Origin of the sequence: uncultured Marinobacter sp. (genome assembly GCF_947259545.1) — a bacterium.
Classification (GTDB): Bacteria; Pseudomonadota; Gammaproteobacteria; order Pseudomonadales; family Oleiphilaceae; genus Marinobacter.
In genome coordinates, this window is sequence record NZ_CAMYMK010000002.1 from 241,041 (window position 1) to 263,396 (window position 22,356).

Annotated in this window: 21 protein-coding genes and 1 tRNA gene; 16 read left to right on the forward strand and 6 right to left on the reverse strand. The window is 57.2% G+C overall.

Annotated features, from left to right (window positions below):
• Nucleotides 1-3: 3 nt before the first annotated feature.
• A complete protein-coding gene (greA, locus tag Q0Y21_RS01285) occupies nucleotides 4-483 on the forward strand; it encodes a transcription elongation factor GreA (RefSeq protein WP_082446039.1) in 480 nt (159 codons plus the stop codon).
• Between the two features lie 66 nt (nucleotides 484-549).
• On the opposite strand, the gene yhbY is transcribed toward greA, so the two are convergent.
• Entirely contained in the window at nucleotides 550-861 is a 312-nt protein-coding gene (gene yhbY, locus Q0Y21_RS01290; protein ID WP_297790786.1) for a ribosome assembly RNA-binding protein YhbY, read from the reverse strand.
• Nucleotides 862-1,029: 168 nt separating this feature from the next.
• On the opposite strand from yhbY, the gene rlmE reads away from it, so the two are divergent.
• From rlmE to pnp, 14 genes are all read left to right on the forward strand, one after another.
• A complete protein-coding gene (gene rlmE / locus Q0Y21_RS01295) occupies nucleotides 1,030-1,650 on the forward strand; it encodes a 23S rRNA (uridine(2552)-2'-O)-methyltransferase RlmE (RefSeq protein WP_297790788.1) in 621 nt (206 codons plus the stop codon).
• A gap of 149 nt (nucleotides 1,651-1,799) precedes the next feature.
• Entirely contained in the window at nucleotides 1,800-3,743 is a 1,944-nt protein-coding gene (ftsH, locus tag Q0Y21_RS01300; protein WP_297790790.1) for an ATP-dependent zinc metalloprotease FtsH, read from the forward strand.
• A 93-nt stretch (nucleotides 3,744-3,836) separates the two neighbouring features.
• Entirely contained in the window at nucleotides 3,837-4,670 is an 834-nt protein-coding gene (folP, locus tag Q0Y21_RS01305; protein ID WP_297790792.1) for a dihydropteroate synthase, read from the forward strand.
• Nucleotides 4,667-6,010, forward strand: coding sequence for a phosphoglucosamine mutase (gene glmM, locus Q0Y21_RS01310; RefSeq protein ID WP_297790794.1), 1,344 nt, complete (start codon nucleotides 4,667-4,669; stop codon nucleotides 6,008-6,010). Before folP ends, glmM begins: the two co-directional genes overlap by 4 nt.
• Before the next feature lie 74 nt (nucleotides 6,011-6,084).
• Nucleotides 6,085-6,843 (forward strand): triose-phosphate isomerase, encoded by a 759-nt coding sequence (gene tpiA / locus Q0Y21_RS01315; RefSeq protein ID WP_297792459.1) that lies wholly within the window; start codon nucleotides 6,085-6,087, stop codon nucleotides 6,841-6,843.
• A 24-nt stretch (nucleotides 6,844-6,867) separates the two neighbouring features.
• Nucleotides 6,868-7,242, forward strand: a complete 375-nt coding sequence (gene secG / locus Q0Y21_RS01320; RefSeq protein WP_297790796.1) for a preprotein translocase subunit SecG — start codon at nucleotides 6,868-6,870, stop codon at nucleotides 7,240-7,242.
• Between the two features lie 7 nt (nucleotides 7,243-7,249).
• Nucleotides 7,250-7,334 (forward strand) — tRNA-Leu (locus Q0Y21_RS01325).
• Nucleotides 7,335-7,695: 361 nt separating this feature from the next.
• Nucleotides 7,696-8,157: a ribosome maturation factor RimP gene (rimP, locus tag Q0Y21_RS01330; RefSeq protein WP_297790798.1), complete on the forward strand. Its 462-nt coding sequence runs from the start codon at nucleotides 7,696-7,698 to the stop codon at nucleotides 8,155-8,157.
• 42 nt (nucleotides 8,158-8,199) lie between these two features.
• Nucleotides 8,200-9,693 carry a transcription termination factor NusA gene (gene nusA, locus Q0Y21_RS01335; RefSeq protein WP_297790800.1) on the forward strand — a complete coding sequence of 498 codons (1,494 nt, stop codon included), beginning with the start codon at nucleotides 8,200-8,202 and terminating at the stop codon, nucleotides 9,691-9,693.
• A gap of 18 nt (nucleotides 9,694-9,711) precedes the next feature.
• Nucleotides 9,712-12,279: a translation initiation factor IF-2 gene (gene infB / locus Q0Y21_RS01340; RefSeq protein ID WP_297790801.1), complete on the forward strand. Its 2,568-nt coding sequence runs from the start codon at nucleotides 9,712-9,714 to the stop codon at nucleotides 12,277-12,279.
• Nucleotides 12,280-12,304: 25 nt separating this feature from the next.
• The gene (rbfA, locus tag Q0Y21_RS01345; RefSeq protein ID WP_297790804.1) at nucleotides 12,305-12,727 is read left to right on the forward strand and encodes a 30S ribosome-binding factor RbfA; all 423 of its coding nucleotides are present in this window, start codon (nucleotides 12,305-12,307) and stop codon (nucleotides 12,725-12,727) included.
• On the forward strand, nucleotides 12,724-13,644 hold the full coding sequence (truB, locus tag Q0Y21_RS01350; RefSeq protein WP_297790806.1) for a tRNA pseudouridine(55) synthase TruB: 921 nt from the start codon (nucleotides 12,724-12,726) through the stop codon (nucleotides 13,642-13,644). The genes rbfA and truB overlap by 4 nt, the downstream gene beginning before the upstream one ends.
• Nucleotides 13,645-13,735: 91 nt before the next feature.
• The gene (gene rpsO, locus Q0Y21_RS01355) at nucleotides 13,736-14,005 is read left to right on the forward strand and encodes a 30S ribosomal protein S15 (RefSeq protein WP_127333726.1); all 270 of its coding nucleotides are present in this window, start codon (nucleotides 13,736-13,738) and stop codon (nucleotides 14,003-14,005) included.
• 379 nt (nucleotides 14,006-14,384) lie between these two features.
• Complete coding sequence (pnp, locus tag Q0Y21_RS01360) at nucleotides 14,385-16,499, forward strand: polyribonucleotide nucleotidyltransferase (RefSeq protein ID WP_297792461.1); 2,115 nt, start codon at nucleotides 14,385-14,387, stop codon at nucleotides 16,497-16,499.
• 275 nt (nucleotides 16,500-16,774) lie between these two features.
• On the opposite strand, the gene Q0Y21_RS01365 is transcribed toward pnp, so the two are convergent.
• The 3 genes from Q0Y21_RS01365 to Q0Y21_RS01375 all read right to left on the reverse strand — a co-directional run bounded on the left by Q0Y21_RS01365 (nucleotide 16,775) and on the right by Q0Y21_RS01375 (nucleotide 20,031).
• A complete protein-coding gene (locus Q0Y21_RS01365) occupies nucleotides 16,775-17,644 on the reverse strand; it encodes an alpha/beta hydrolase (RefSeq protein WP_297790809.1) in 870 nt (289 codons plus the stop codon).
• Complete coding sequence (locus Q0Y21_RS01370) at nucleotides 17,614-19,479, reverse strand: DUF4105 domain-containing protein (protein WP_297790811.1); 1,866 nt, start codon at nucleotides 19,477-19,479, stop codon at nucleotides 17,614-17,616. The genes Q0Y21_RS01365 and Q0Y21_RS01370 overlap by 31 nt, the downstream gene beginning before the upstream one ends.
• A gap of 87 nt (nucleotides 19,480-19,566) precedes the next feature.
• Nucleotides 19,567-20,031, reverse strand: coding sequence for a DUF3015 domain-containing protein (locus tag Q0Y21_RS01375; RefSeq protein WP_297790813.1), 465 nt, complete (start codon nucleotides 20,029-20,031; stop codon nucleotides 19,567-19,569).
• A gap of 322 nt (nucleotides 20,032-20,353) precedes the next feature.
• Between Q0Y21_RS01375 and Q0Y21_RS01380 the strand changes: the two genes are divergently transcribed.
• Nucleotides 20,354-20,788 (forward strand): hypothetical protein, encoded by a 435-nt coding sequence (locus Q0Y21_RS01380; RefSeq protein WP_297790815.1) that lies wholly within the window; start codon nucleotides 20,354-20,356, stop codon nucleotides 20,786-20,788.
• A 95-nt stretch (nucleotides 20,789-20,883) separates the two neighbouring features.
• Here Q0Y21_RS01380 and Q0Y21_RS01385 read toward each other — a convergent pair whose 3' ends face one another.
• Together Q0Y21_RS01385 and livG are read right to left on the reverse strand one after the other, a co-directional pair.
• Nucleotides 20,884-21,585: an ABC transporter ATP-binding protein gene (locus Q0Y21_RS01385; RefSeq protein ID WP_297790817.1), complete on the reverse strand. Its 702-nt coding sequence runs from the start codon at nucleotides 21,583-21,585 to the stop codon at nucleotides 20,884-20,886.
• Between the two features lie 9 nt (nucleotides 21,586-21,594).
• A complete protein-coding gene (gene livG / locus Q0Y21_RS01390) occupies nucleotides 21,595-22,350 on the reverse strand; it encodes a high-affinity branched-chain amino acid ABC transporter ATP-binding protein LivG (RefSeq protein WP_297790819.1) in 756 nt (251 codons plus the stop codon).
• Nucleotides 22,351-22,356 lie beyond the last annotated feature (6 nt).

Genomic DNA, 22,356 nt, shown 5'->3' on the forward strand with positions numbered 1-22,356 from the left:
ACTATGTCTGCCAGAGTACCGATGACAAAAGCGGGCGAAGCCCGCCTCCGCGAGGAGCTCCAGAAGCTGAAGTCCGAAGATCGCCCTCGGGTGATTGCTGCGATTGCCGATGCCCGTGAGCATGGCGATCTGAAAGAGAATGCGGAATACCATGCCGCCCGCGAACAGCAGAGCTTTATCGAGGGCCGTATTCAGGAAATCGAAGGCAAGCTGTCTTCGGCGCAAGTGATTGATATCAACACCATCGAGAACACCGGCAAGGTGATTTTCGGGGTCACGGCGCACTTGCTGAATGTCGACACCGATGAGCAGGTGGTATACCAGATCTGTGGCGAGGACGAGGCTGACATCAAGGCCGGCAAGATTTCGATCTCCTCACCGATTGCGCGGGCGCTGATCGGCAAGAGCGAAGGCGATATTGTTGCCATCCGTGTGCCGTCCGGCACCGTGGAGTATGAAATCGAGGCGGTGGAGCACCTCTGAGGTTTCGTCCATTAAAAAAGCCGGCAGCGAGTGTTCGTTGCCGGCTTTTTTGTTGCTTCCGTGTGCTCAGCTTTTATTGCGGAGCAGGTTGGACAGCTTGGGATTGGGCTTTTTCGCGCGGCGCATGATGACCGCAATCTTGCCAATGGTCTGCACCAGTTCGGCACCGGCGGACTGGCACAGCTCGGCAATGGCCTCCTGGCGTACTTCCCGGTCGGGGCTGGCGATCTTGACCTTGATCAGTTCGTGGTCGTTCAGGGCTCGCTCAAGTTCTTCCTGCAGTCCTTCGGAAAGGCCCTTGTCGCCAACAATGATGACGGGCTTCAGGTTGTGGGCGATGCCCCGGTATTCCCGGCGCTGTTCCGGTGAAAGACTCATGATGTAATCTCTTAATGGATGCAATTAACAAAACGTCAGCGGCGAAATGGCCGCCAAAACCGTATAATTGGCGGATTGTAACAGATCACAACGGTTGAGAAATGGCCATTACCACGTATCAAGGCGTTCCGTTGCGCGTCTGTTCCTGTTTTATTTCGGAGGTTTGTTTTGGCCCGTTCAAAAACCAGTGATCGCTGGCTCAAGGAACATTTCGATGATGTCTGGGTCAAAAAGTCCCAGGAAGATGGCTACCGTTCCCGTGCCAGCTATAAGCTGATTGAGCTCGACGACAAGGACCGGCTGTTTCGTCCCGGTCAGGTTGTGGTGGATCTGGGCGCAGCTCCGGGGGGCTGGTCCCAGGTGGCGATGGAGCGTGTCGGGGACAAGGGTATTGTGGTGGCCAGCGATATTTTGCCGATGAATCCGATTGCCGGTGTGGACTTCGTTCAGGGCGATTTTACCGAGGACTCGGTGCTGGAAGAATTGTTGGGAATTCTGGGGGATCGAAAGGCAGACGTTGTAATTTCCGATATGGCGCCCAATATGAGTGGTATGGCTGCCGTGGATATTCCCAGGGCGATGGGCTTGGTGGAGTTGGCGCTTGATATGGCCCAGCAGGTGCTTCGCCCCGGAGGGGTGTTCGTGGCCAAGGTGTTTCAGGGCGAGGGTTTTGATGCGCTGTTGGCTGATATGCGGAAAAGCTTTAATACGGTTGTAAGTCGCAAGCCTGATTCCTCCCGGGCAAGATCGCGGGAGATCTATCAGGTCTGCAAGGGCTTCAGGGGCTGACTCGTGATCTCTGGTTGGTCCGGAAATCCAATGGCCTCTGTGGCTGATACGGATGGGCCGATTGTGGTGGAGCGGCGTACAATTGGTGTAAGGTGTTCAAAAAGGTTTCCCTGAAGACGGTCAACCTTTCAATTCACAGGTGACGATCCTTGAACGATATGGCAAAAAATCTGGTTCTCTGGCTAATCATAGCCGCCGTACTGCTGATGGTGTTTCAGAACTTTACTCCCACCACCAGCGGACAACAGGTCAATTATTCGCAGTTTGTCGAAATGGTACAGGACGGACAGGTCCGTCAGGTCACCATTGATGGTCTGCAGATTCAGGGTACCCGTGGGGATGGCTCTCAGTTTCAGACTATCCGCCCGCAGGTGGCCGACAACAAGCTGATGGACGATCTGTTAGCAAATCAAGTTGAAGTCATCGGCAAGGAGCCGGAGCGCCAGAGCCTCTGGACCCAGCTGCTGGTCGCGGCCTTCCCCATTCTGATCATCATCGCACTGTTCGTATTTTTCATGCGACAGATGCAGGGCGGTGGCGGTGGCAAAGGCCCCATGTCGTTCGGCAAGAGCAAGGCTCGGCTGATGAGCGAGGATCAGATCAAGACCACCTTCGGTGACGTGGCTGGTGTTGATGAGGCCAAGGAAGACGTCAAGGAATTGGTGGACTTCCTGCGGGATCCGAGCAAGTTCCAGCGCCTGGGCGGCAGCATTCCCAAGGGTGTGCTGATGGTCGGGCAGCCGGGTACTGGTAAGACGCTGCTGGCCAAGGCCATTGCCGGCGAAGCCAAAGTGCCGTTCTTCTCCATCTCTGGTTCTGACTTCGTGGAAATGTTCGTGGGTGTGGGTGCTTCCCGCGTCCGTGACATGTTCGAGCAGGCGAAGAAGCAGAGCCCCTGCATCATCTTCATCGACGAGATCGATGCGGTAGGTCGCCATCGTGGTGCCGGCATGGGTGGCGGTCACGATGAGCGTGAACAGACCCTGAACCAGTTGCTGGTCGAAATGGACGGCTTTGAAGGCAACGAAGGCGTTATCGTCATTGCCGCCACCAACCGTCCGGATGTGCTTGACCCGGCGCTGCTGCGTCCGGGGCGTTTTGACCGTCAGGTCGTGGTTGGCCTGCCGGACATTATCGGCCGTGAGCAGATCCTCAAGGTGCACATGAAGAAGGTGCCCCTGGCGGACGGCGTGGAGCCCATCCTGATTGCCCGGGGTACCCCCGGATTCTCCGGTGCCGATCTGGCCAATCTGGTGAACGAGGCTGCCCTGTTTGCCGCGCGCCGTAACCAGCGCCTGGTATCCATGGAGGAGTTTGAACTCGCCAAGGACAAGATCATGATGGGCGCGGAACGCAAGTCCATGGTGATGAGTGAAAAGGAAAAGCGGAATACTGCTTACCATGAGTCGGGCCACGCCATTGTCGGGCGCCTGATGCCGGAGCACGACCCGGTCTACAAGGTGAGTATCATTCCCCGCGGTCGGGCCCTGGGTGTCACCATGTTCCTGCCGGAGGAAGACAAGTACAGCCACAGCAAGCGCTTCCTGATCAGCTCTATCTGCAGCCTGTTCGGTGGTCGTATTGCCGAAGAGCTGACCCTTGGCTTTGATGGGGTGACTACTGGTGCGTCCAACGACATTGAGCGGGCAACCAGTCTGGCCCGTAACATGGTGACCCGCTGGGGTCTGTCCGAGAAGCTGGGACCCCTGCAGTATGATACTGACAGTGAAGAGCCGTTCCTCGGTCGCTCTGCTGGCCAGGCCCAGACGGTTTATTCGCCTGAAACCGCCCAGCGTATCGATGAAGAAGTCCGCAACATCATTGATGAATGCTATGAGAAGGCGAAGCAGCTGTTGGTTGATAACCGCGACAAGCTGGATCTGATGGCCGATGCACTGATGAAGTACGAAACCATCGATCGCTACCAGATTGACGACATCATGGAAGGTCGTGAGCCTCGTCCGCCGAAAGGGTGGGGGGATAGCGGCCCGACCGGTGGTGTGTCATCCGACGAGCCGGAGTCGGCGCCCGCGTCGCGCGATTCGGATGACGGGAAGCAGCCGGGTGTCGGTCGCCCTGCCGGCGAACACTGACGGCGCTAACCCGATAACAGTTTGTTTTATCATACGGCGCCGCCCCTTTCGGGCGGCGTTTGTTTTTGTGTACTGCCTGAAAAAGGATTGCCTATGGAAATGAATTTTGCCGGTCGGGTGTTGGACATGTCCCGCTGCCACGTCATGGGTATTCTTAACGTAACACCGGACTCCTTTTCCGATGGCGGACGTTTTAATCGGCCGGATGCCGCGCTTGCCCGCGCCCGCCAGATGGTTGCCGATGGCGCCGCTTTTATTGACGTTGGTGGGGAGTCGACGCGGCCCGGGGCCACTGAAGTGTCGGTTGCAGAGGAACTGGACCGGGTCTGTCCCGTAGTGGAGGCGATTGCCCGGGAACTGGACGTCGTCATATCGGTGGACACCTCCGCGCCGGAAGTTATGGCGGAAGCCGCCAAGCTGGGGGCGGGGCTGATCAACGATGTCAGGGCGCTGCAGCGCGATGGCGCGCCGGAAGTAGCCGCCGCAGCGGGTATTCCGGTCTGTATCATGCACATACAGGGTGAGCCTGATTCCATGCAGGACAATCCCGAGTATCGCAATGTGCGGCGGGAGGTCAGTTCGTTCCTGACCGAACGTATGCGCGTTGCCGAGGCGGCGGGCGTAAGGCCGGCGAACATCATTCTTGATCCCGGCTTCGGGTTTGGGAAAACGCTGGAGCACAATCTGCAGTTACTGGCTTCCCTGGAGCAGTTTCATATTCTCGGTCACCCCTTGCTGGTGGGAGTGTCCCGCAAAAGCATGCTGGGCCATATTACCGGCCGCGAAGTCAATGAACGGTTGCCGGCGAGCCTTGCTGCCGCGACAATATCCGCCATGAAGGGTGCATCCATTATTCGCGCCCACGATGTCCGGGAAACCGTAGATGCCGTCAGCGTTGTGGCGGCCATGAAGGAGGCTGGTCAATGACCGAGAGAAAATATTTTGGCACGGATGGGATTCGTGGGTGTGTCGGGGAGCCTCCGATTACCCCGGAGTTTATGCTCCACCTGGGGTGGGCTGCCGGGCAGGCATTCAAGCGGGCAGGTCAGCGCAACAGCGTGTTGATCGGTAAGGATACCCGGCTTTCCGGGTATATGTTTGAGTCCGCGCTTGAGGCGGGGTTGTCCGCTGCCGGCGTTGACGTCAAGTTGCTGGGGCCGATGCCGACGCCCGCCATAGCCTATCTGACCCGGACTTTCAGGGCGTCTGCCGGGATCGTCATAAGTGCCTCCCATAACCCTCATCAGGACAATGGCATCAAGTTTTTCTCTGCCAACGGCACCAAGCTCGATGATGCCCTGGAAGCGGAAATTGAGCGCTGGCTGGACGAGCCCATCAAGGTGTGCGATGCCGTGGATCTGGGCAAGGCGTTCCGGGTGGATGATGCGCCCGGTCGCTACGTGGAATTTTGCAAAAGTACGGTGCCGAATGATTTCACGCTGGAAGGCCTGAACGTGGTGCTGGATTGCGCCCACGGTGCTACCTACCATGTGGCCCCCAAAGTGTTCCGTGAGCTGGGTGCCAGGGTGTCGGTGATCGGTGCGGCTCCTGATGGCCTCAATATCAACAAAGAGGTCGGATCCACCCATCTGGACGCCCTGAAACGGGCGGTTCTGGAACAGGAGGCGGACCTGGGGGTTGCCTTTGACGGCGATGGGGACCGGGTGTTGATGGTGGATCGTGACGGTTCTGAGGTGGACGGCGATGAACTGCTCTATATTATCGCCTCCCAGCGGCACGCGGCGGGAACCCTTCGTGGCGGGGTCGTTGGCACCCTGATGACCAACCTGGGTGTTGAGTTGGCACTGAAGGAGTTGGGCATTGAGTTTGAGCGTGCCAAGGTCGGGGATCGTTATGTCATGGAGCGTCTTCTTCAGCACGATTGGCTGCTGGGCGGTGAAGGCTCTGGCCACATGGTGATAAGGGATTGCACGTCCACCGGTGATGGTATCGTGTCGGCGCTGCAGGTCCTGTTGGCGGTTCGCCGTTCCGGCAAGAGTCTTGCCGAATTGCGCCGGGGTATGACCAAGCTCCCGCAGAAGATGATCAATGTCCGGGTGGATCAGCGTTTTGATCCGCTGGGGCGTGAAGACATCGCGGTTGCTGTGCGCAAGGCGGAGGCGGATCTGGGTGACACCGGGCGCGTACTGCTGCGGGCATCGGGAACCGAGCCGTTGATCCGGGTCATGACCGAAGGGCAGAATGCCTCTGAAATCACCCGCATAGCCGAAGAGCTTGCGGTCGTTGTTGAGAGCTCCCGTGCCTGAGTTTGTGTGTGGGAGAGTTGTCTGGTCGGGTGGACTGCTGTATAGTTCGCCCTCCCTTGAATTCGGGGGCTGTTATGCGCCGTAAGATCGTAGCCGGAAACTGGAAAATGAACGGGTCGACAGACCTGGTGGAAAAGTTGGTTGGCTATGTCCGGTCAGGGGTGTCGTCCCTTGATAATGGTGTGGAGGCTGTTATTATTCCTCCCGCTCTGTATGTCCGGGATGTTAAAGCTCTTGCCGGTGATCAGCTTTCGGTAGGCGTGCAGAACATTGCATGCTGGGACTCCGGAGCTTATACCGGTGAAGTGTCCGCTGGCATGGCAAAAGATTGCGGTTGCCGCTACGCACTGGTTGGTCATTCCGAGCGCAGACAATTGTTTGCGGAGACCGATGCAACAGTTGCGGAAAAAGTTGCTCAGGTGCTATCTCAGGGTTTGGTTGCCATTGTGTGTGTTGGCGAAACCCTTGCAGAGCGCGAAGCCGGGCAAGCGGAAGAGGTTGTGTCTGCCCAGGTTCGTAAAGGGCTGGCAGGTGTAAGCGGGGATAGTTGGCGAAATGTTGTGGTTGCCTACGAGCCGGTTTGGGCCATAGGTACCGGAAAGACGGCCACTTCCGATGATGCGCAGGCAATGCATCAGTCAATCCGCTTTGTTTTGAAAGATCTGGGCGCGCCGGCGGAAGATGTTTCCCTGCTTTACGGCGGCAGTGTAAAAGCGGATAATGCAGCCGCACTTTTTGCCCAGCCAGATATAGACGGTGGTTTGATCGGCGGGGCATCGTTGGTCGAAAAAGATTTTGTGAGTATCTGCCAGGCTATGCCGGCGGGTACTTAAAGTTAAAGGTTCGCGAGAGTCGTTATGGATTGGTTAGAAACACTGGTAGTCGTTGTGCACGTGGTTATCGCGGTGGCGCTGGTGGGTCTGGTGCTGATCCAGCAGGGCAAGGGTGCGGATGCTGGTGCGGCATTTGGTGGCGGTGCGTCACAGACCGTATTCGGCAGTCAGGGTAGCGGTAGCTTCCTGACCCGTCTGACCACCCTCCTGGCGGTCGTGTTCTTTGTGACTAGTTTTTCGCTGGCAATCTTTGCCAAAGAGCGTGCTGAAGTCGCTGGTGAGGCCGGTATCCCGGTTGTCCAGGAGTCTTCCGAGGCATCTGCTCCGGTAGAGATGGAAGAAGGCGAAACCGAGAGCGGGAAGTCCTCAAGTGAAGACGAACTTCCCGAACTCGAGTAAAGGTGTTGCCCAGGTGGTGGAACTGGTAGACACGCTATCTTGAGGGGGTAGTGGCGAAAGCCGTGCCGGTTCGAGTCCGGCCCTGGGCACCATATAGAAGAAAAACGGCTTGGAATTTCCAGGCCGTTTTTTTTGGTCAGTCCTTGACCAGTCTTGCCGGCATCTCTATACTCCGGCGGATATTGGAGCGGGCTCTGGACGATGTTCGGCCGGCTCCTGGCAGGCCAGGTGTCTGTCAGCAGGAAACGGTTTGAATGGGTTTGTTTCCTGTGAGTTCTTGCAACAAAAGGCCCCACTCGTTCGGGGCTTTTTGATTAAGGGGCCTGGCGCATCAGGCCCTGGTGCATAAAAAGGGCTGATCAACAGCCCTTTTTTTGTTTCCGGGGTCCGGAAAATCCCGGGATTCAGGAAAATCCGGGATTCTGGAAACTAAGAGATGGAGACAGCAAAACCTTGTCAGCCAAGCTAAAGCAACTGGAAGACATATTACGGCCGGTCGTTGAGGGTCTGGGGTACGAGTTCTGGGGCATCGAATTTCGCTCCCAGGGCCATCATTCCCTGTTGAGAATTTTTATTGACGATGCCGAGAACGGCATCGGCGTAGATGACTGTGAAAAAGTCAGCCGGCAGGCCAGCGGTGTCATGGATGTGGAAGACCCTATCCAGACCGAATATACCCTGGAGGTGTCATCCCCGGGTATGGATCGACCGCTGTTTCGTCCCGAACAGTACGAGGCATTTGTCGGCCACCAGGTTCAGCTGAAGTTGCGAATGGCTTTTGAGGGGCGTCGCAAGTTTCAGGGCCTGATCAAAGGAGTGGAAGGCGATGACGTCGTGATCGTAGTCGACGATCACGAGTACCTGTTGCCGTTCGACAGTATCGAGAAAGCCAACATCGTTCCGGTTTTTGAATAAGTCGGTGGACGCAAAGTTTATTTTTAAGGGCAGGGCAATCCAATGAGTAAAGAGATCTTGCTGGTGGTTGAATCCGTCTCGAACGAAAAGGGTGTCGAGAAGGATGTCATTTTTGAAGCAATTGAGCTGGCGCTCGCCACCGCTGCCAAAAAACGTTACGAAGATGAAGAGGCCGATATCCGGGTCTCCATCGATCGTCGCACCGGCGAATACGAAACCTTCCGCCGCTGGCTGGTTGTTGATAACGATGCCGTCCCGGCACTGGGTACCGAACTGACCCTGCAGGAAGCGGAAGAGATTGATACCGCACTGAAGCCGGGTGATATTCATGAAGAGAAAATCGAATCGGTCGCCTTTGGCCGGATTGGCGCTCAGGCGGCCAAGCAGATCATCTTCCAGAAGGTTCGCGAAGCTGAGCGTTCCAAGATTGTCGACAGTTACCGTGACCGTGTCCACGAGCTGGTGTCCGGTACCGTAAAGAAAGTGACCCGTGACAATGTCATCGTCGATCTGGGCTCGAATGCGGAAGCATTGTTGCCGCGTGAACACCTGATTCCGCGGGAAACCTTCCGCATGGGCGATCGCGTTCGCTCTCTGTTGCAGGAGATTCGCACAGATCATCGTGGCCCCCAGCTGATCCTCAGTCGCACCGATCCGCAGATGCTGATCGAACTGTTCCGTATCGAGGTTCCGGAGATCGCTGAGGATCTGATTGAGATTCGTGGCGCGGCCCGTGATCCCGGTTCCCGTGCCAAGATTGCGGTGAAGACCAATGATCGCCGCATCGACCCGGTCGGCGCCTGTGTTGGTATGCGGGGTTCCCGCGTCCAGGCCGTGTCCAACGAACTGGGTGGTGAGCGTGTTGATATCGTGCTGTGGGACGATAATCCTGCGCAGCTGGTGATCAACGCCATGGCACCGGCGGAAGTGGCGTCCATCGTGATGGACGAAGATCGTCACACTATGGAAGTGGCGGTCGCGGAAGATAATCTGGCCCAGGCCATTGGCCGTAACGGCCAGAATGTGCGCCTGGCCACCGAGCTGACCGGCTGGACTCTGAACGTGATGACGGAAGAGGAAGCGGGTGAGCGTCAGGAGCAGGAATACAATCGCCTGCTTGAGCATTTCACCAGCAATCTGGATGTGGATGAGGAGTTTGCCGGCGTATTGATCGAGGAAGGGTTTACGTCCATCGAAGAGGTGGCGTACGTCCCCATGGAAGAAATGCTGGCCATTGACGGGTTTGATGAAGAGACCGTCACTGAGCTGCGTCGTCGTGCCAAGGATGTCCTGTTGAATCAGGCCCTGGCCAGTGAAGAGGCGCTTGAGGGCTCAGAGCCCGCGGAAGATCTTCTCAGTATGGATGGTATGGACCGTAGCCTGGCCTTCAAGCTGGCGGGTATGGGCGTTCGTACCATGGAAGATCTCGCCGAGCAGTCAGTCGATGACCTGCTTGATATTGAAGGTATGGATGAAGAGCGTGCAGGACAGCTGATTATGACTGCGCGCGCACCCTGGTTTGAAGACCAGGCCTAATTCGGGAGGAGGACCTGTATGGCTGAAGTAACGGTAAAACAACTGGCCGCAGACGTAGGCGCTCCCGTGGATCGTTTGCTGAAGCAGATCGTTGAGGCGGGGCTGAAAGCCCGCTCCGAGAACGACTCTGTCTCCAGCGATGAGAAGCAGCAGTTGCTGGCTTATCTGAGAAAGAATCACGGTGATAGTAACGCAGAGCCGAACAAGATTACTCTGAAGCGTAAAACCACCACCACTCTCAAAGCTGGCCGCGCCAAGACAGTAAATGTAGAAGTTCGCAAGCGCCGCACGTACATCAAGCGCGCCGAACTGGCACCGGAGTCGGAAGCCCCCCAGCCGGACGAATCGGCAGCAGAGGCACCGGCAGCGCAGGAAACTGCGAAGGAAACACCGCAAGTAACGGCAGAGCAGGCAGCTCAGCCGGAAGCCGGCAAGGGGGCCACTGCGGAAACGACGCAGGCAGAGCCGTCTCCGGCCGAAGACAAGCCTGCGGTGGAGGCAGAGCCGAAGAAGAAGGAAGAGGAAGAAGTTTCCATTCCTGCACCTGAGGATATGCCGATTCCGCCGCCTGAAGAAGGCGAAGGTAAGGATCGCAAGCCGAAGAAGAAGAAGGAAAAGGTGCGTGAGCGCGGTGACGAGCCGGAGGATGGCAAGCCCAAGAAGAAGTCTGCGGGTCACCGCGGGCCTCGCAACCGTCCGGTAGAAAAGCCTCCGATCATCAATGAAGACGAGGAAGACACCACGCTTCGCAAGCCACTGCGTGCGAAAAAGAAACCCAAAGAGAAGCGTCACGGCTTTGAGAGGCCGACCAAACCAATGGTTAGAGAAGTACAGATTCCCGAGACCATTACTGTTGGCGACCTTGCCCAGCGTATGGCGGTCAAGGCGGCAGACGTAATCAAGACATTGATGGGCATGGGCGTAATGACCACCATTAACCAGCCACTGGATCAGGAAACCGCGATCCTGGTGACTGAGGAGCTGGGTCACACCCCGAAAGCCGTCAGTGAAGACGCGTTCGAGGAAGAGGTTCTCAGCGAATTCTCCTTCGAAGGCAAGGAAAAGGCCAAGCGTGCCCCGGTCGTCAGTGTCATGGGCCACGTTGACCACGGCAAAACCTCACTGCTGGATTATATCCGCCGTACCAAGGTAGCGTCCGGCGAGTCTGGTGGTATTACCCAGCATATCGGTGCCTACCACGTGCAAACCGATCACGGCATGGTGTCCTTCCTGGATACGCCGGGCCACGCGGCCTTCACCGCGATGCGTGCCCGTGGTGCCCAGTGCACCGATATCGTGGTCCTGGTGGTAGCGGCTGACGACGGTGTCATGCCCCAGACCAAGGAAGCGGTTCAGCATGCCCGTTCCGCTGGCGTGCCGATCGTTGTTGCCATCAACAAGATGGATAAGGAAGCAGCCGACCCGGACCGGATCAAGACCGAGCTGGCGGGTATGGAAGTGATTCCGGAAGACTGGGGCGGTGACGTTCAGTTTGTCCCGGTTTCCGCTCACACCGGTGAGGGCATTGATGACCTGCTGGAAGCCTTGGTACTGCAATCCGAGATCCTTGAACTGGAAGCGTCTCCAGATGCGCCAGCCAAAGGTGTAGTCGTCGAGTCCAGCCTGGAGCGCGGTCGTGGTTCTGTGGCCACGGTTCTGGTCCAGAACGGTACACTGCGTCAGGGTGATATGGTTGTAGCCGGTTCCTACTTCGGTAAGGTCCGGGCCATGACGGATGAAGCCGGCAAACAGACCAAGGAAGCCGGTCCATCCATTCCGGTCGAGATCCTTGGCCTCAACGGTACCCCGGATGCTGGTGATGAATTCTTCGCCGTGGCTGATGAGAAGAAGGCCAAAGAGCTGGCCGAGTTCCGTCAGACCCGTGAGCGTGAGCAGCGTCTCCAGCGTCAGCAGGCGGCCAAGCTCGAGAACCTGTTTGAAAACATGGGCAAGGACGAAGTCAAAACCCTGAACGTGGTCCTCAAGACCGACGTACGTGGTTCCCTGGAAGCCATTTCCAAGGCCCTGCAGGATCTTGGTAACGACGAAGTGCAGGTCAAGATCGTATCGTCTGGCGTTGGTGGTATTGCCGAGACCGATATCAGTCTGGCGATGGCAACCAATGCCGTGATCTTCGGCTTCAACGTCCGTGCGGATACAGCAGCCAAGCGCCTCGTAGAGCAGGAAGGTCTGGATCTTCGCTACTACAGCATCATCTATAACCTGATCGATGATGTGAAAGCGGCGCTGACCGGTATGCTCGCACCTGAGTTCCGTGAAGACATTGTCGGTATTGCGGATGTGCGCGATGTGTTCCGTTCACCGAAGTTCGGTCAGGTGGCCGGCTGTATGGTGACCGAGGGAACCGTATACCGTAATAAGCCGATCCGTGTCCTCCGCGACAACGTGGTTATCTTTGAAGGTGAGCTGGAATCCCTGCGTCGCTTCAAGGATGACGTACCGGAAGTCCGGAACGGTATGGAATGTGGTATCGGTGTTAAGGGCTACGATGTAAAAGTCGGTGACCAGATCGAAGTCTTCGATCGTGTCAGAGTCGAGCGCAAGCTTGAGTCCACCGGCGCATGATGCGCCTGACGTTAAAGGAAGCCTGATGCCAAGAGAGTTCAGTCGTATTGATCGCATCGGCGATCAGATGCAGCGTGAGCTGGCCCAACTGATCCAGCGGGAAGTAAAAGACCCGCGGGTCGGCATGGTCACGGTCAATGCCGTCAAGGTAAGCCGTGATCTGGGGTATGCTGATATCTACGTGTCCCTGTTGACCACCGAAGAACTGACGGAAGAGTCTCCGGAGGTCAAGGAATCCCTGGCGGTTCTGAACAAGGCATCCGGATTCCTGCGCGGCCAGGTAGGTCGGGCCATGAAGCTGCGGGTCATGCCGCAGCTGAGATTCCACTTCGACACGCTTCAGGGCTACAGTCGCAAAATGGATAACCTGATTCGGCAGGCAGTGGGCGACAAGCCGGCAGTCTCCGATGACGAAACTTCCTCGGATGATCCGGAGCGAGACGCTTGAGCCGTAGACGCAAAGGCCGTGACGTTAACGGTATTCTGGTGATCGACAAGCCTCTGGATGTGACATCCAATGGCATCCTGCAGCAGGTCAAGCGCCTGTTCGGTGCGGCCAAGGCTGGCCACACCGGCGCGCTGGATCCGCTGGCCACGGGTGTTCTCCCCCTATGCTTCGGTGAAGCCACCAAGTTCTCCCAGATGATGCTGGACAGCGATAAGGCCTACATCGCCACGGCAAAGCTGGGTGTGCGTACGGAAACCGGTGACAGCGAAGGCGCGGTGGTTGAAGAGAAGCCGGTGCCATCGGGCCTGGATTCCGCCACTCTGGAGCCCGTGCTGGAGCGCTTCCGGGGCGATATTCAGCAGGTGCCATCCATGTACTCGGCCCTGAAGCACAAGGGGCGTCCGCTTTATGAATACGCCCGTGAAGGCATTGAGGTCGAGCGTCCCGCCCGCCCCGTCACCATCTACGAGCTGACTCTGCTTGAGGTGCGCGGTGACGAGCTGGATATCGCAGTCAGTTGCACCAAGGGTACGTATATTCGCTCACTGGTAGAAGATATCGGTGAAGCGCTTGGATGTGGCGCCCATGTGACTGCCTTGCGCCGTACCATGGCGTCAGGTTTTACCCTGGCGGATGCCCATCCTGTTGATAAGCTGGAGGCTATGCGCGAGCGTGGCGAAAGTCTGGACGGCCTGCTGGTGGCTCCGGATGCGGCCCTGTCGATGTTCCCGGAACAGGAATTGAGCGGTCAGCCACTGGTATCGATAATTAATGGGCAACCAGTTAGAATATCGGGTCAACCCGTTGATGGGTTCGTTCGCCTGTATGGCAATGAGCGGTTTATCGGGTTGGCGGAAGCATTCCCGGAAGGGGAGGCCACCAGACTGGTGCCTCGCCGACTGGTGAAGAGCAGCTGAAGCGTTTATCAATCGCGGAGGCTGGTTAGCCGGGCTGTAGAGATGCGTGGTTCGGCCGAATTCAATAGCATCGCAAATCATGAGGTGAGTTATGGCACTGTCTGCCAACGAGAAAGCACAGATCGTTCAGGATTTTCAGCAAGGTGATGGCGATACCGGTTCCCCTGAAGTTCAGGTGGCTCTGCTGAGCGCCAACATCAACAAGCTGCAGGATCACTTCAAGACCAACAAGCAGGATCATCATTCCCGCCGTGGTCTGATCCGGATGGTAAACCAGCGTCGTAAACTGCTGGACTACCTCAAGCGTAAAAACGCCGATCGTTACCTGGAGCTCATCCAGCGTCTGGGTCTGCGTCGCTAATCCGGTTGTTACAGCGACCTGACGGTCAATCGCCCGTAATTGGGGCGCGTTGACCATCAACTGGCGGGGTGCCCTGGGTGCCTCGCCAGTTGTGCTTTTCTCAAATCAGTCATGCTGCAGCGAGTAAATTTGTCGGTGGTGATCGGGGATTCCCTGTCGTAACGGAAAGCCGAAATTGATAGCAGGTTGTTGAAAAGCCCGGCTCTGAATTCCCATGGGAATGACTGTCGATGCCCGGGGTTTTGCAACAGCCTGTTAGCTTTCAGGCGGGTTACCCTTCGGATTACACCACGAACTTCCTGTAGCTGTAGCGGCCAACCCGCAGGGGCGGGTTGGCTGAGTCAATTTGGACAAGATAATTTCAGGAGTTACCGTGGATCTGAATCCCGTAAAGAAAAGTTTTGAACTGGGTGGCAAGACCGTCACTCTGGAAACCGGTCGTATTGCCCGTCAGGCAACCGGTTCTGTGCTCGTTACCATTGACGACATCTCCGTACTCGGCACGGTTGTTGGTGCCAAGGAAGCGAAGCCGGGTCAGCCGTTTTTCCCGCTGACCGTCAACTACTTCGAAAAGACCTACGCGGTTGGTAAAATTCCGGGTGGTTTCTTCAAGCGTGAAGGTCGTCCTTCCGAGAAAGAGACTCTGACTTCCCGCCTGATCGACCGTCCGATCCGCCCGCTGTTCCCGAACGGCTTCATGAATGAAGTCCAGGTCATCACCACCGTGATGTCCTCCAGCAAGAACCAGGATCCGGATATTGCCGCCATGCTGGCTGCGTCTGCAGCGCTGTCCATTTCCGGCATCCCGTTTGACGGCCCGATTGGTGCTTCCCGTGTGGGTTACACCAACGAACGTGGCTACTTCCTGAACCCGACGTTCGAAGAACTGGAAACTTCCCTGCTGGACATGGTGGTTGCCGGTACCGAGGACGCGGTCCTGATGGTGGAATCCGAAGCCAAGGGTCTGACCGAAGACCAGATGCTGGGCGGCGTTCTCTATGGTCACCAGGAAATGCAGGCAGCGGTATCCGCCATCAAGGAATTTGCCGCTGAAATTGGCAAGCCGCGCTGGGACTGGCAGCCGGAGCCAGAGAACACCGAGTTGCTGAATGCCGTCAAGTCCGAGTCTTCCGCTGCAATCGAGGAAGCCTACAGCATTCGTGACAAGATGGAGCGTTATGCCCGTCTGGGTGAGATCAAGACCGCGCTGGTTGAAAAGCTGGCGGGTGAAGAGGAAGGCCAGCCTTCCGCGGATGACGTCAAAAAGTACTTCGCCAAGGTGGAGAAGTCCATCGTCCGTAACCAGGTGATCGATGGCAAGCCGCGTATCGACGGTCGTGATACCAAGACTGTACGTCCGATTGAAATCGAAGTGGGTGTTCTGCCGAGCGTTCACGGTTCTGCCCTGTTCACCCGTGGTGAAACCCAGGCCATCGTGACCACTACGCTGGGTACCTCCCGCGATGTGCAGACCATTGATGCCCTGGAAGGTGAGCGCAAGGATCCGTTCCTGTTCCACTACAACTTCCCTCCGTACTCCGTAGGTGAAGCTGGTCGTGTGGGCACGCCGGGCCGTCGTGAGGTTGGTCACGGTCGTCTGGCCAAGCGTGGTGTTCTGGCGGTTATGCCGACTCTGGAAGAGTTTCCGTACGCCATCCGTGCAGTGTCCGAGATCACGGAATCCAACGGTTCCAGCTCCATGGCGTCTGTCTGTGGTTCCAGTCTGGCACTGATGGATGCCGGTGTGCCGATCAAGGCGCCGGTGGCCGGTATCGCCATGGGTCTGGTCAAGGAAGGCGACAAGTTCGCGGTTCTGACCGACATCCTGGGTGACGAGGATCACCTGGGCGACATGGACTTCAAGGTTGCCGGCACCAAAGAGGGCGTGACCGCCCTGCAGATGGACATCAAGATCAACGGCATTACCGACGAGATCATGGAAATTGCCCTGGAGCAGGCCCACGAAGCGCGTCTGCACATTCTGGGCGAGATGAACAAGGTTATCTCCGAGCCGCGTTCCGAGCTGTCTGCCCGCGCTCCGAGCATCACCGCCATCAAGATCAACCCGGACAAGATCCGTGACGTGATCGGTAAGGGTGGTTCCACCATCCGTGCCATCTGTGACGAGACCGGCGCTTCCATCGATCTGGATGACGATGGCAACGTGAAGATCTACGCGGACAACCAGGAAGCGGCCCAGGCGGCGGTGAACCGGGTTAAGGAAATCACTGCGGAGATCGAGGTTGGTGCCATCTACAAGGGCCGCGTTGAGCGCATTGTGGACTTCGGTGCTTTCGTTAACCTCCTGCCTGGCAAGGATGGTCTGGTGCACATTTCCCAGATTTCCGAGCGCCGTATCGAGAATGTGACTGACGAGCTGAGCGAAGGTCAGGAAGTTCTGGTCAAGGTGCTGGATGTGGACAATCGTGGTCGCGTTAAGCTGTCCATGAAGGAAATCAAGGAAGGCGACGAGCCGACCGATTTCTCTGCCTGATCATTTTCTGGCTTGATAAAAACCCGCCTTTCCTCCGGATTGGCGGGTTTTTTAATGCTTCATGCTTGGGTGCATGCAGCGGTTGGGCCTCTCTTTTCAAAAGACGCTACGAGCACCCGCAAGTGGGTCCAGCCAGCAATCACAGATTGCTGTCGTTCGCCTGCGCGCGAAGCTTCGCTTCTAAATCGCTTGTCTTACCCATGTGCGCTTCTTTCGGGCCATCCATGGCCCTCAAGACTTTTGAAAAGAGAGGCCCAACCGCTGCCCGTACCTTGTCAATGCCTGCTCATAAACCCTAGTACAGATTCTTTATAAGCCGGGATCACGAACGTCGCCGCATGGGGCGTATCGATGGGAAGAAACTGTTTGGGCTCATTCGCCGCCTCATACAACGCCTCTCCATGATGAAATGGGATAATCCCGTCTCGCTGGCTGTGAATCACCATCACCGGCACCGGACTGATGCGTCCGATATGGTCCACGCCTTCGTACTCGTCGGTAATGGTCCAGCTCAGCGGAATCTGGAACGGCCAGGTCAGCCAGAAGCTGCCGAGCTTTTCCCGGGCAATGCCGCGGAAGCCGGAGAAGGTGCCATCGAGGATGACGCCATCGATAGGCGGTTGTTCCTGCCGTTGCACCCATTCGCTGGCGAGCGCGATGCCAAGGGCGCCGCCCAGGCTTTGGCCCAGGAGGTAGAGCGGGCGATTGTCTGTTTGCGGTTGTTCCATCAGCCAGCGCAGGCCGGTTTCGCTGTCGTGCAGGGTGCCTTCTATGTCGGGGGCGCCAGTTGAGCGGCCGTAGCCGCGGTAGTCGATGAGGAATACGTTGTAGCCTTTCTCGGGCAGCCAGGCGACGTTCATCAGGTGGCTGCTGATGTTCTGGGCGTTGCCATGCAGGAAGTAAATCGTGCCTTTTGCGGCGCTCTCAGGGGCTGCTGAGGGCAGCCACCAGCCATGGAGTGTTTCACCGTCGGCGGTGTCCAGGAACACGTCGTCGTATTCCAGGTTGAGCCGGTCCGGGGTGATGTAGGTGACCTTGTCTGGATAGAAGAACACGCTGCTGCAACCGGATTGCAGCAGCAGAGTCAGGGCCAGGCCGGTGCTGGCGAAAGCCCTCAGAAGTAGGCGTGAAGTCCCAGTTGCCATGTGGTGCGGTACCTGTCGTAGTGGTCTTCGCGGCTGAACTCTCCGAACAGGCTGAAGTCCCGTCCGAGATGCCAGCCGGCCCTGGTATAGAGTTGATCCTGACGGTGTTGGCTGCCGACAATCCAGGCTTTGGTTTTGACCCCTGCTATCAGGCTGAGGCGATTGTTCTGGTGCAGCAGCCCAAGGTCGGCTCCCGGGGCGGCGTCATAGCCCTTGCTCAGGTCGTCATCGATTTCCAGATCGGCGGTGACCAGTGCAAAGGCCTGTATATTAGCGCCAAGGATCCAGCTGCCACCGGCGCCGCCTTCCAGGTAGGGTGTGAATACCCGGTCGTTTTCGGTGTCGGTACGGCGTCCGCCGAAGCCGACTTGCCAGGACAATGGCGAGAAGAACTGATTGCGGGGGGACAGCGAGCGGATTTCCACGCCAGTGAGCTGTTCCAGCTGCAGCTCATCGTTATCAGTGTAATAACGGGCATCCAGTCTCAGGAACTGCAACTGGGCGCCACCCCGGTACCCGGCGGGTGGGTCGAGTACATCGTGGTAAGCCGGGCGCAGGGTCAGTTGGCTGAAATTGCGATCCCCCAGGCGACCACCGGCCAGGCTGAAGCGGAAGGTGTCGTGGCCCTGGTCGTCCCGTACTTCCGGTTCGGGAGGCTTTTCCGGGGCGGATACATCGCGTATCTGGCTGCGAGTCCTGAGCAGGTCGTGTGACAGCGGCGCCGCGTGCTCACGAGGCCAGGCTTCGGCTTCACTCTGGTAGCGCACATAATCGTAAGTTGCATCCAGCAGGTGGGCTCGCTCCCGGTCGGGCAGTTGGTTGACCTCTCCGGAATCCACAGCAACGTAGCCGTTGGCAATGGCTGCCGCCAGTACCTGGTGATCGGGGGGCAGGGTGTCCAGTGAGTAGGCCACGCTGGTGGCAGCTGAGGGTCGGTAGATCACTTCTTTGACCAGATCCTTGTCCACCACCCAGCGCACGGTATCCGAGGGAATGGCATGGGTGCTGACTTCATCGAGCAGGTCAGTTCCCGGCCGCGCAACGTCGATCAGGGCCAGCAAACGATAAGCGCAGTTTTCGTCAAAGAAGTAATAGTCGAAGTTGATGTCCTTCAGCTCCCAGGCGTGGGCGAGCATGGCGTCAACTTCGTCCTGGGTCAGGTTGAGCTGGTATTCCCACAGGTCCCGGTGTTCGATATCGGAATACAGGCGGACCATCTCGTAATAGGGTTTGATGGACGTGATTCCGGGGTAGCCACCAAAAATGCCCTTGTAGGCGAACAGGATTTCACTGTCGTGGGCCTCGGCATCGGCGGCGTAGGAGATGGTGTCGGCCAGCAGCAGATCGGCTTCTTCGTCGTCCTGGGGCGGGTCCAACCGGATAAAGGTGTGACCAAACATGGAGGACGGGCTGTTCAGGTAGGACGCGGCAAACACCAGGGTGACGGTTTCGGTGTTCAGAGTGTCCTTCCATTCATCGTATCCGGGACAGTTGATCTCGTTGCGCGGCAGGTTCAGTTGCTGTCTCAGCCAGCGGTCCCTGGCGGGGAAGCGGCAACGGGCGTGTTCATCGCCTTCGCCGGATTCGGTGATGGCTTCCAGAGTGGCCTGTAATTCGGCCTGGGGGGAGTGCTTGCCGTTTTCGCTGAGGAAAAAGGCATCATCGTCGGCCTGACTGGTATAGCCGTCGGAATACTGGTTGGGCTGATAGTGCATCAGGGTCAGCCAGTCGGGATGTTCGTGCAGCTTTCCTGGGTCAGGTAGAGGTGTGGCGAATGTGTGGGTGCCTGTTGCCAGCCAGATCAAGGCCAGCCCGTACTGGAGCGTAGTGCGCATGAATTGTCAGTAAAGTCCGGGTTGGTCGGATGTCGTGTAACGGGAGTGCGCCGTCCCTGGCGCAGTGGGTCCCTTGATGTGCAAAGATCAGGCAGCTACGTACTTGCTGAGCGCCTCATCCTTTTCCAGCAGCGCTACGATCGCGTCAACCGCTTCACCAGAGGTGGTTTCAGAAGTCGGGAAAATGGTTGCAAAGTTTTCCTGAAGGATCTGGCGGAATGAGTCGCGGTCGGCTTCTTCCACGCCCAGAAGAACGGCCATGGTGTCGAGATTTTCACCGGAACCCCGGGACATGTCACGGGCAACCTTGTCGATGTTGCTGTCCATGTACATGGCCATGGATTGCACCGATTGGTTCGTCTGACAACCGAGTGTACCGGTGGTCATACCAAAGGTCTGGTTACCAAACGTGCCGTTGGTGGTGGCAGCCAGAACGTGAGGGGCAATGCCGGACTGGCCCTTCCAGATCATGGCACCGACGCCGCAACCAGGCTGAGCAAAAGCCATGGATGACGCGCCCAGAAGAATTGCACCTGCAATCAGTTTTTTCATTATCCACTCCTTGTTGTGGTCTAGCTCTCGTCGCTTTCCGTGGATGGCCACCGCTGATGGCGTGCCCACGGTAACGGCCCTGACTGATTTCCCGTAGAGCCAGGTTGACCGTTCCGTTGAGTATAGTCCAATTCCATGGAAAACAAGTCTACAGCGATGTGAGTTATTGATTTGTCCCGCAAAGAGAAAAAATGTGATCACGTGTTCATATTCCAAAAAGAGATATATAGAATAAGAAAGTATCTATATTGTTATATGTGGGTTCTTTGGGTATAGTGCGCGCGGCCATGAAGGCTTACACACAACACAAGGAGATCATTCTGTGAAAAAAGCACTTATCGCATCCAGCCTGCTGCTGGCCGGCGCAATGACCGGCTGCTCCTCCCTCAACGTCAGCTCCAGCCCGGTTCCTCTAAACGGTTCCGTGTCGACCGATATCAAGGCCGATATCGACGTTGGCGAGAAAATTACCGGCCAGTCTTCCGCCACCAAGGTTCTGTTCTTCACCATGAGTGATGACAACGAGTTTGCGGATGGAATGGAATACGGTAACGGTGGCGGCAGCGCCTTTGGTCTGGGCGGTCTGGACCCGGTATCGGCTGTCAAGTCAGCGGCTGCCTACAATGCCATTTCGGCATCCGGAGCTGACGTCATTGTCGCTCCCCGCTACACGGTCAAGAAGAACGACTATGTGGTGTACGGCACCATTGACGTCACTGTCGAAGGTTATAAGGGCACCATCAAGAGCGTGAAATAAGCAGGAGTGCGAAATAAGCACTGCTTTGATCGCTTGATACAGAAAAGCCGGAGTGTGTGGTCACGCTCCGGCTTTTCTGGTTTCAGGGGCGGCGACTAACCACCAAGGTAGGCGTTCTGCACATCCGGGTTGGCCAACAGATTCTTCCCTGTGTCGTGTAGTCGGATCTTGCCGGTTTCCAGCACATACCCCCGGTCGGCCAGGTTCAGGGCCTGGTGGGCGTTCTGCTCAACCAGAAATACGGTGATTCCTTCCTCCCGCAAGTGCCCGATGATCTCGAAGATCTGCTTGATGACCAGGGGTGCCAGCCCCAGGGAGGGTTCGTCCAGAATGATCATGTTGGGCTTGCTCATCAGCGCACGGCCAATTGCCAGCATCTGTTGCTCCCCGCCGGACATGGTGCCTGCCCGCTGGTGTTCGCGCTCTTTCAATCTCGGGAACAATTCATAGACATGATCCTGGCTTTTGCGGATTTCCGCCTTGGTATTGAAGAACCCCCCCATATGGAGGTTTTCCTCTACAGTCAGACCGGAGAATACCCGCCGACCCTCGGGTACGATCGAAATACCCGAACGCATGATGGTGGCGGTGGGTTCACGGGTGATATCCCGTCCCTGCAGAATGATCCGGCCAGAGGTGGCCTGGGGATTGCCGCAGACGGTCATCAACAGGGTTGTCTTTCCGGCACCATTGGCACCGATCAGCGAGACAATCTCGCCTTTCTTTACCTCGACGGACACCCCGTGCAGCGCTTCGATCTTGCCGTAATGGGTGTGGACATCTTCTAGTACTAGCATGGAATTTCCTCAGGCCTCACCCAGGTAGGCTTTGATGACGTCGTCGTTGTTACGGATTTCGTCCGGTGTACCACTGGCCAGGGGGCGGCCCTGGTTAATGACGTTGATGCGGTCGGAAATATCCATCACCAGACTCATGTCATGTTCAATGAGTACGACGGAGACGTTGTAGTCTTCCTTGAGGCTGACAATCAGCTGGTTCAGATCCCGGGTTTCCGCCGGGTTCAGACCGGCCGCGGGTTCGTCCAGCATCAACAGCTTGGGTTCGGTAACCATGCAGCGCGCAATCTCCAGCCGTCGCTGCTGCCCATAGGCCAGGTTGCCGGCGTCCCGGTTGGCGAGATCCAGCAGGCCCACCCGGTCCAGCCAATAACTGGCGCGATCCAGCGATTTCTGTTCCCGCTCCCGGTAGCTTGGCGTTTTCAGCAAGCCAGAGATCAGGTTGGTGTTCAGGTGGCGGTGCTGGGCGACCAGCAGGTTCTCCACCACAGTCATCCGATTGAACAGACGAACGTGTTGGAACGTGCGCACCATCCCGAGGCGGGAAATCCGGAAATCCGGTTTGCCCTGAACCTCGTGTCCCTCGAACAGGATTTTGCCACTGGTGGGTTTGTAGAAACCGCTCATACAGTTGAAGACGGTGGTTTTACCTGCGCCGTTAGGGCCGATAATGGATACGATTTCGTGTTCCTGAACGTCCAGGGAAACCTGATCAACCGCCAGGAGCCCGCCAAAGCGCATGGACAGATTCTGTACTTCAAGCATCGTCCG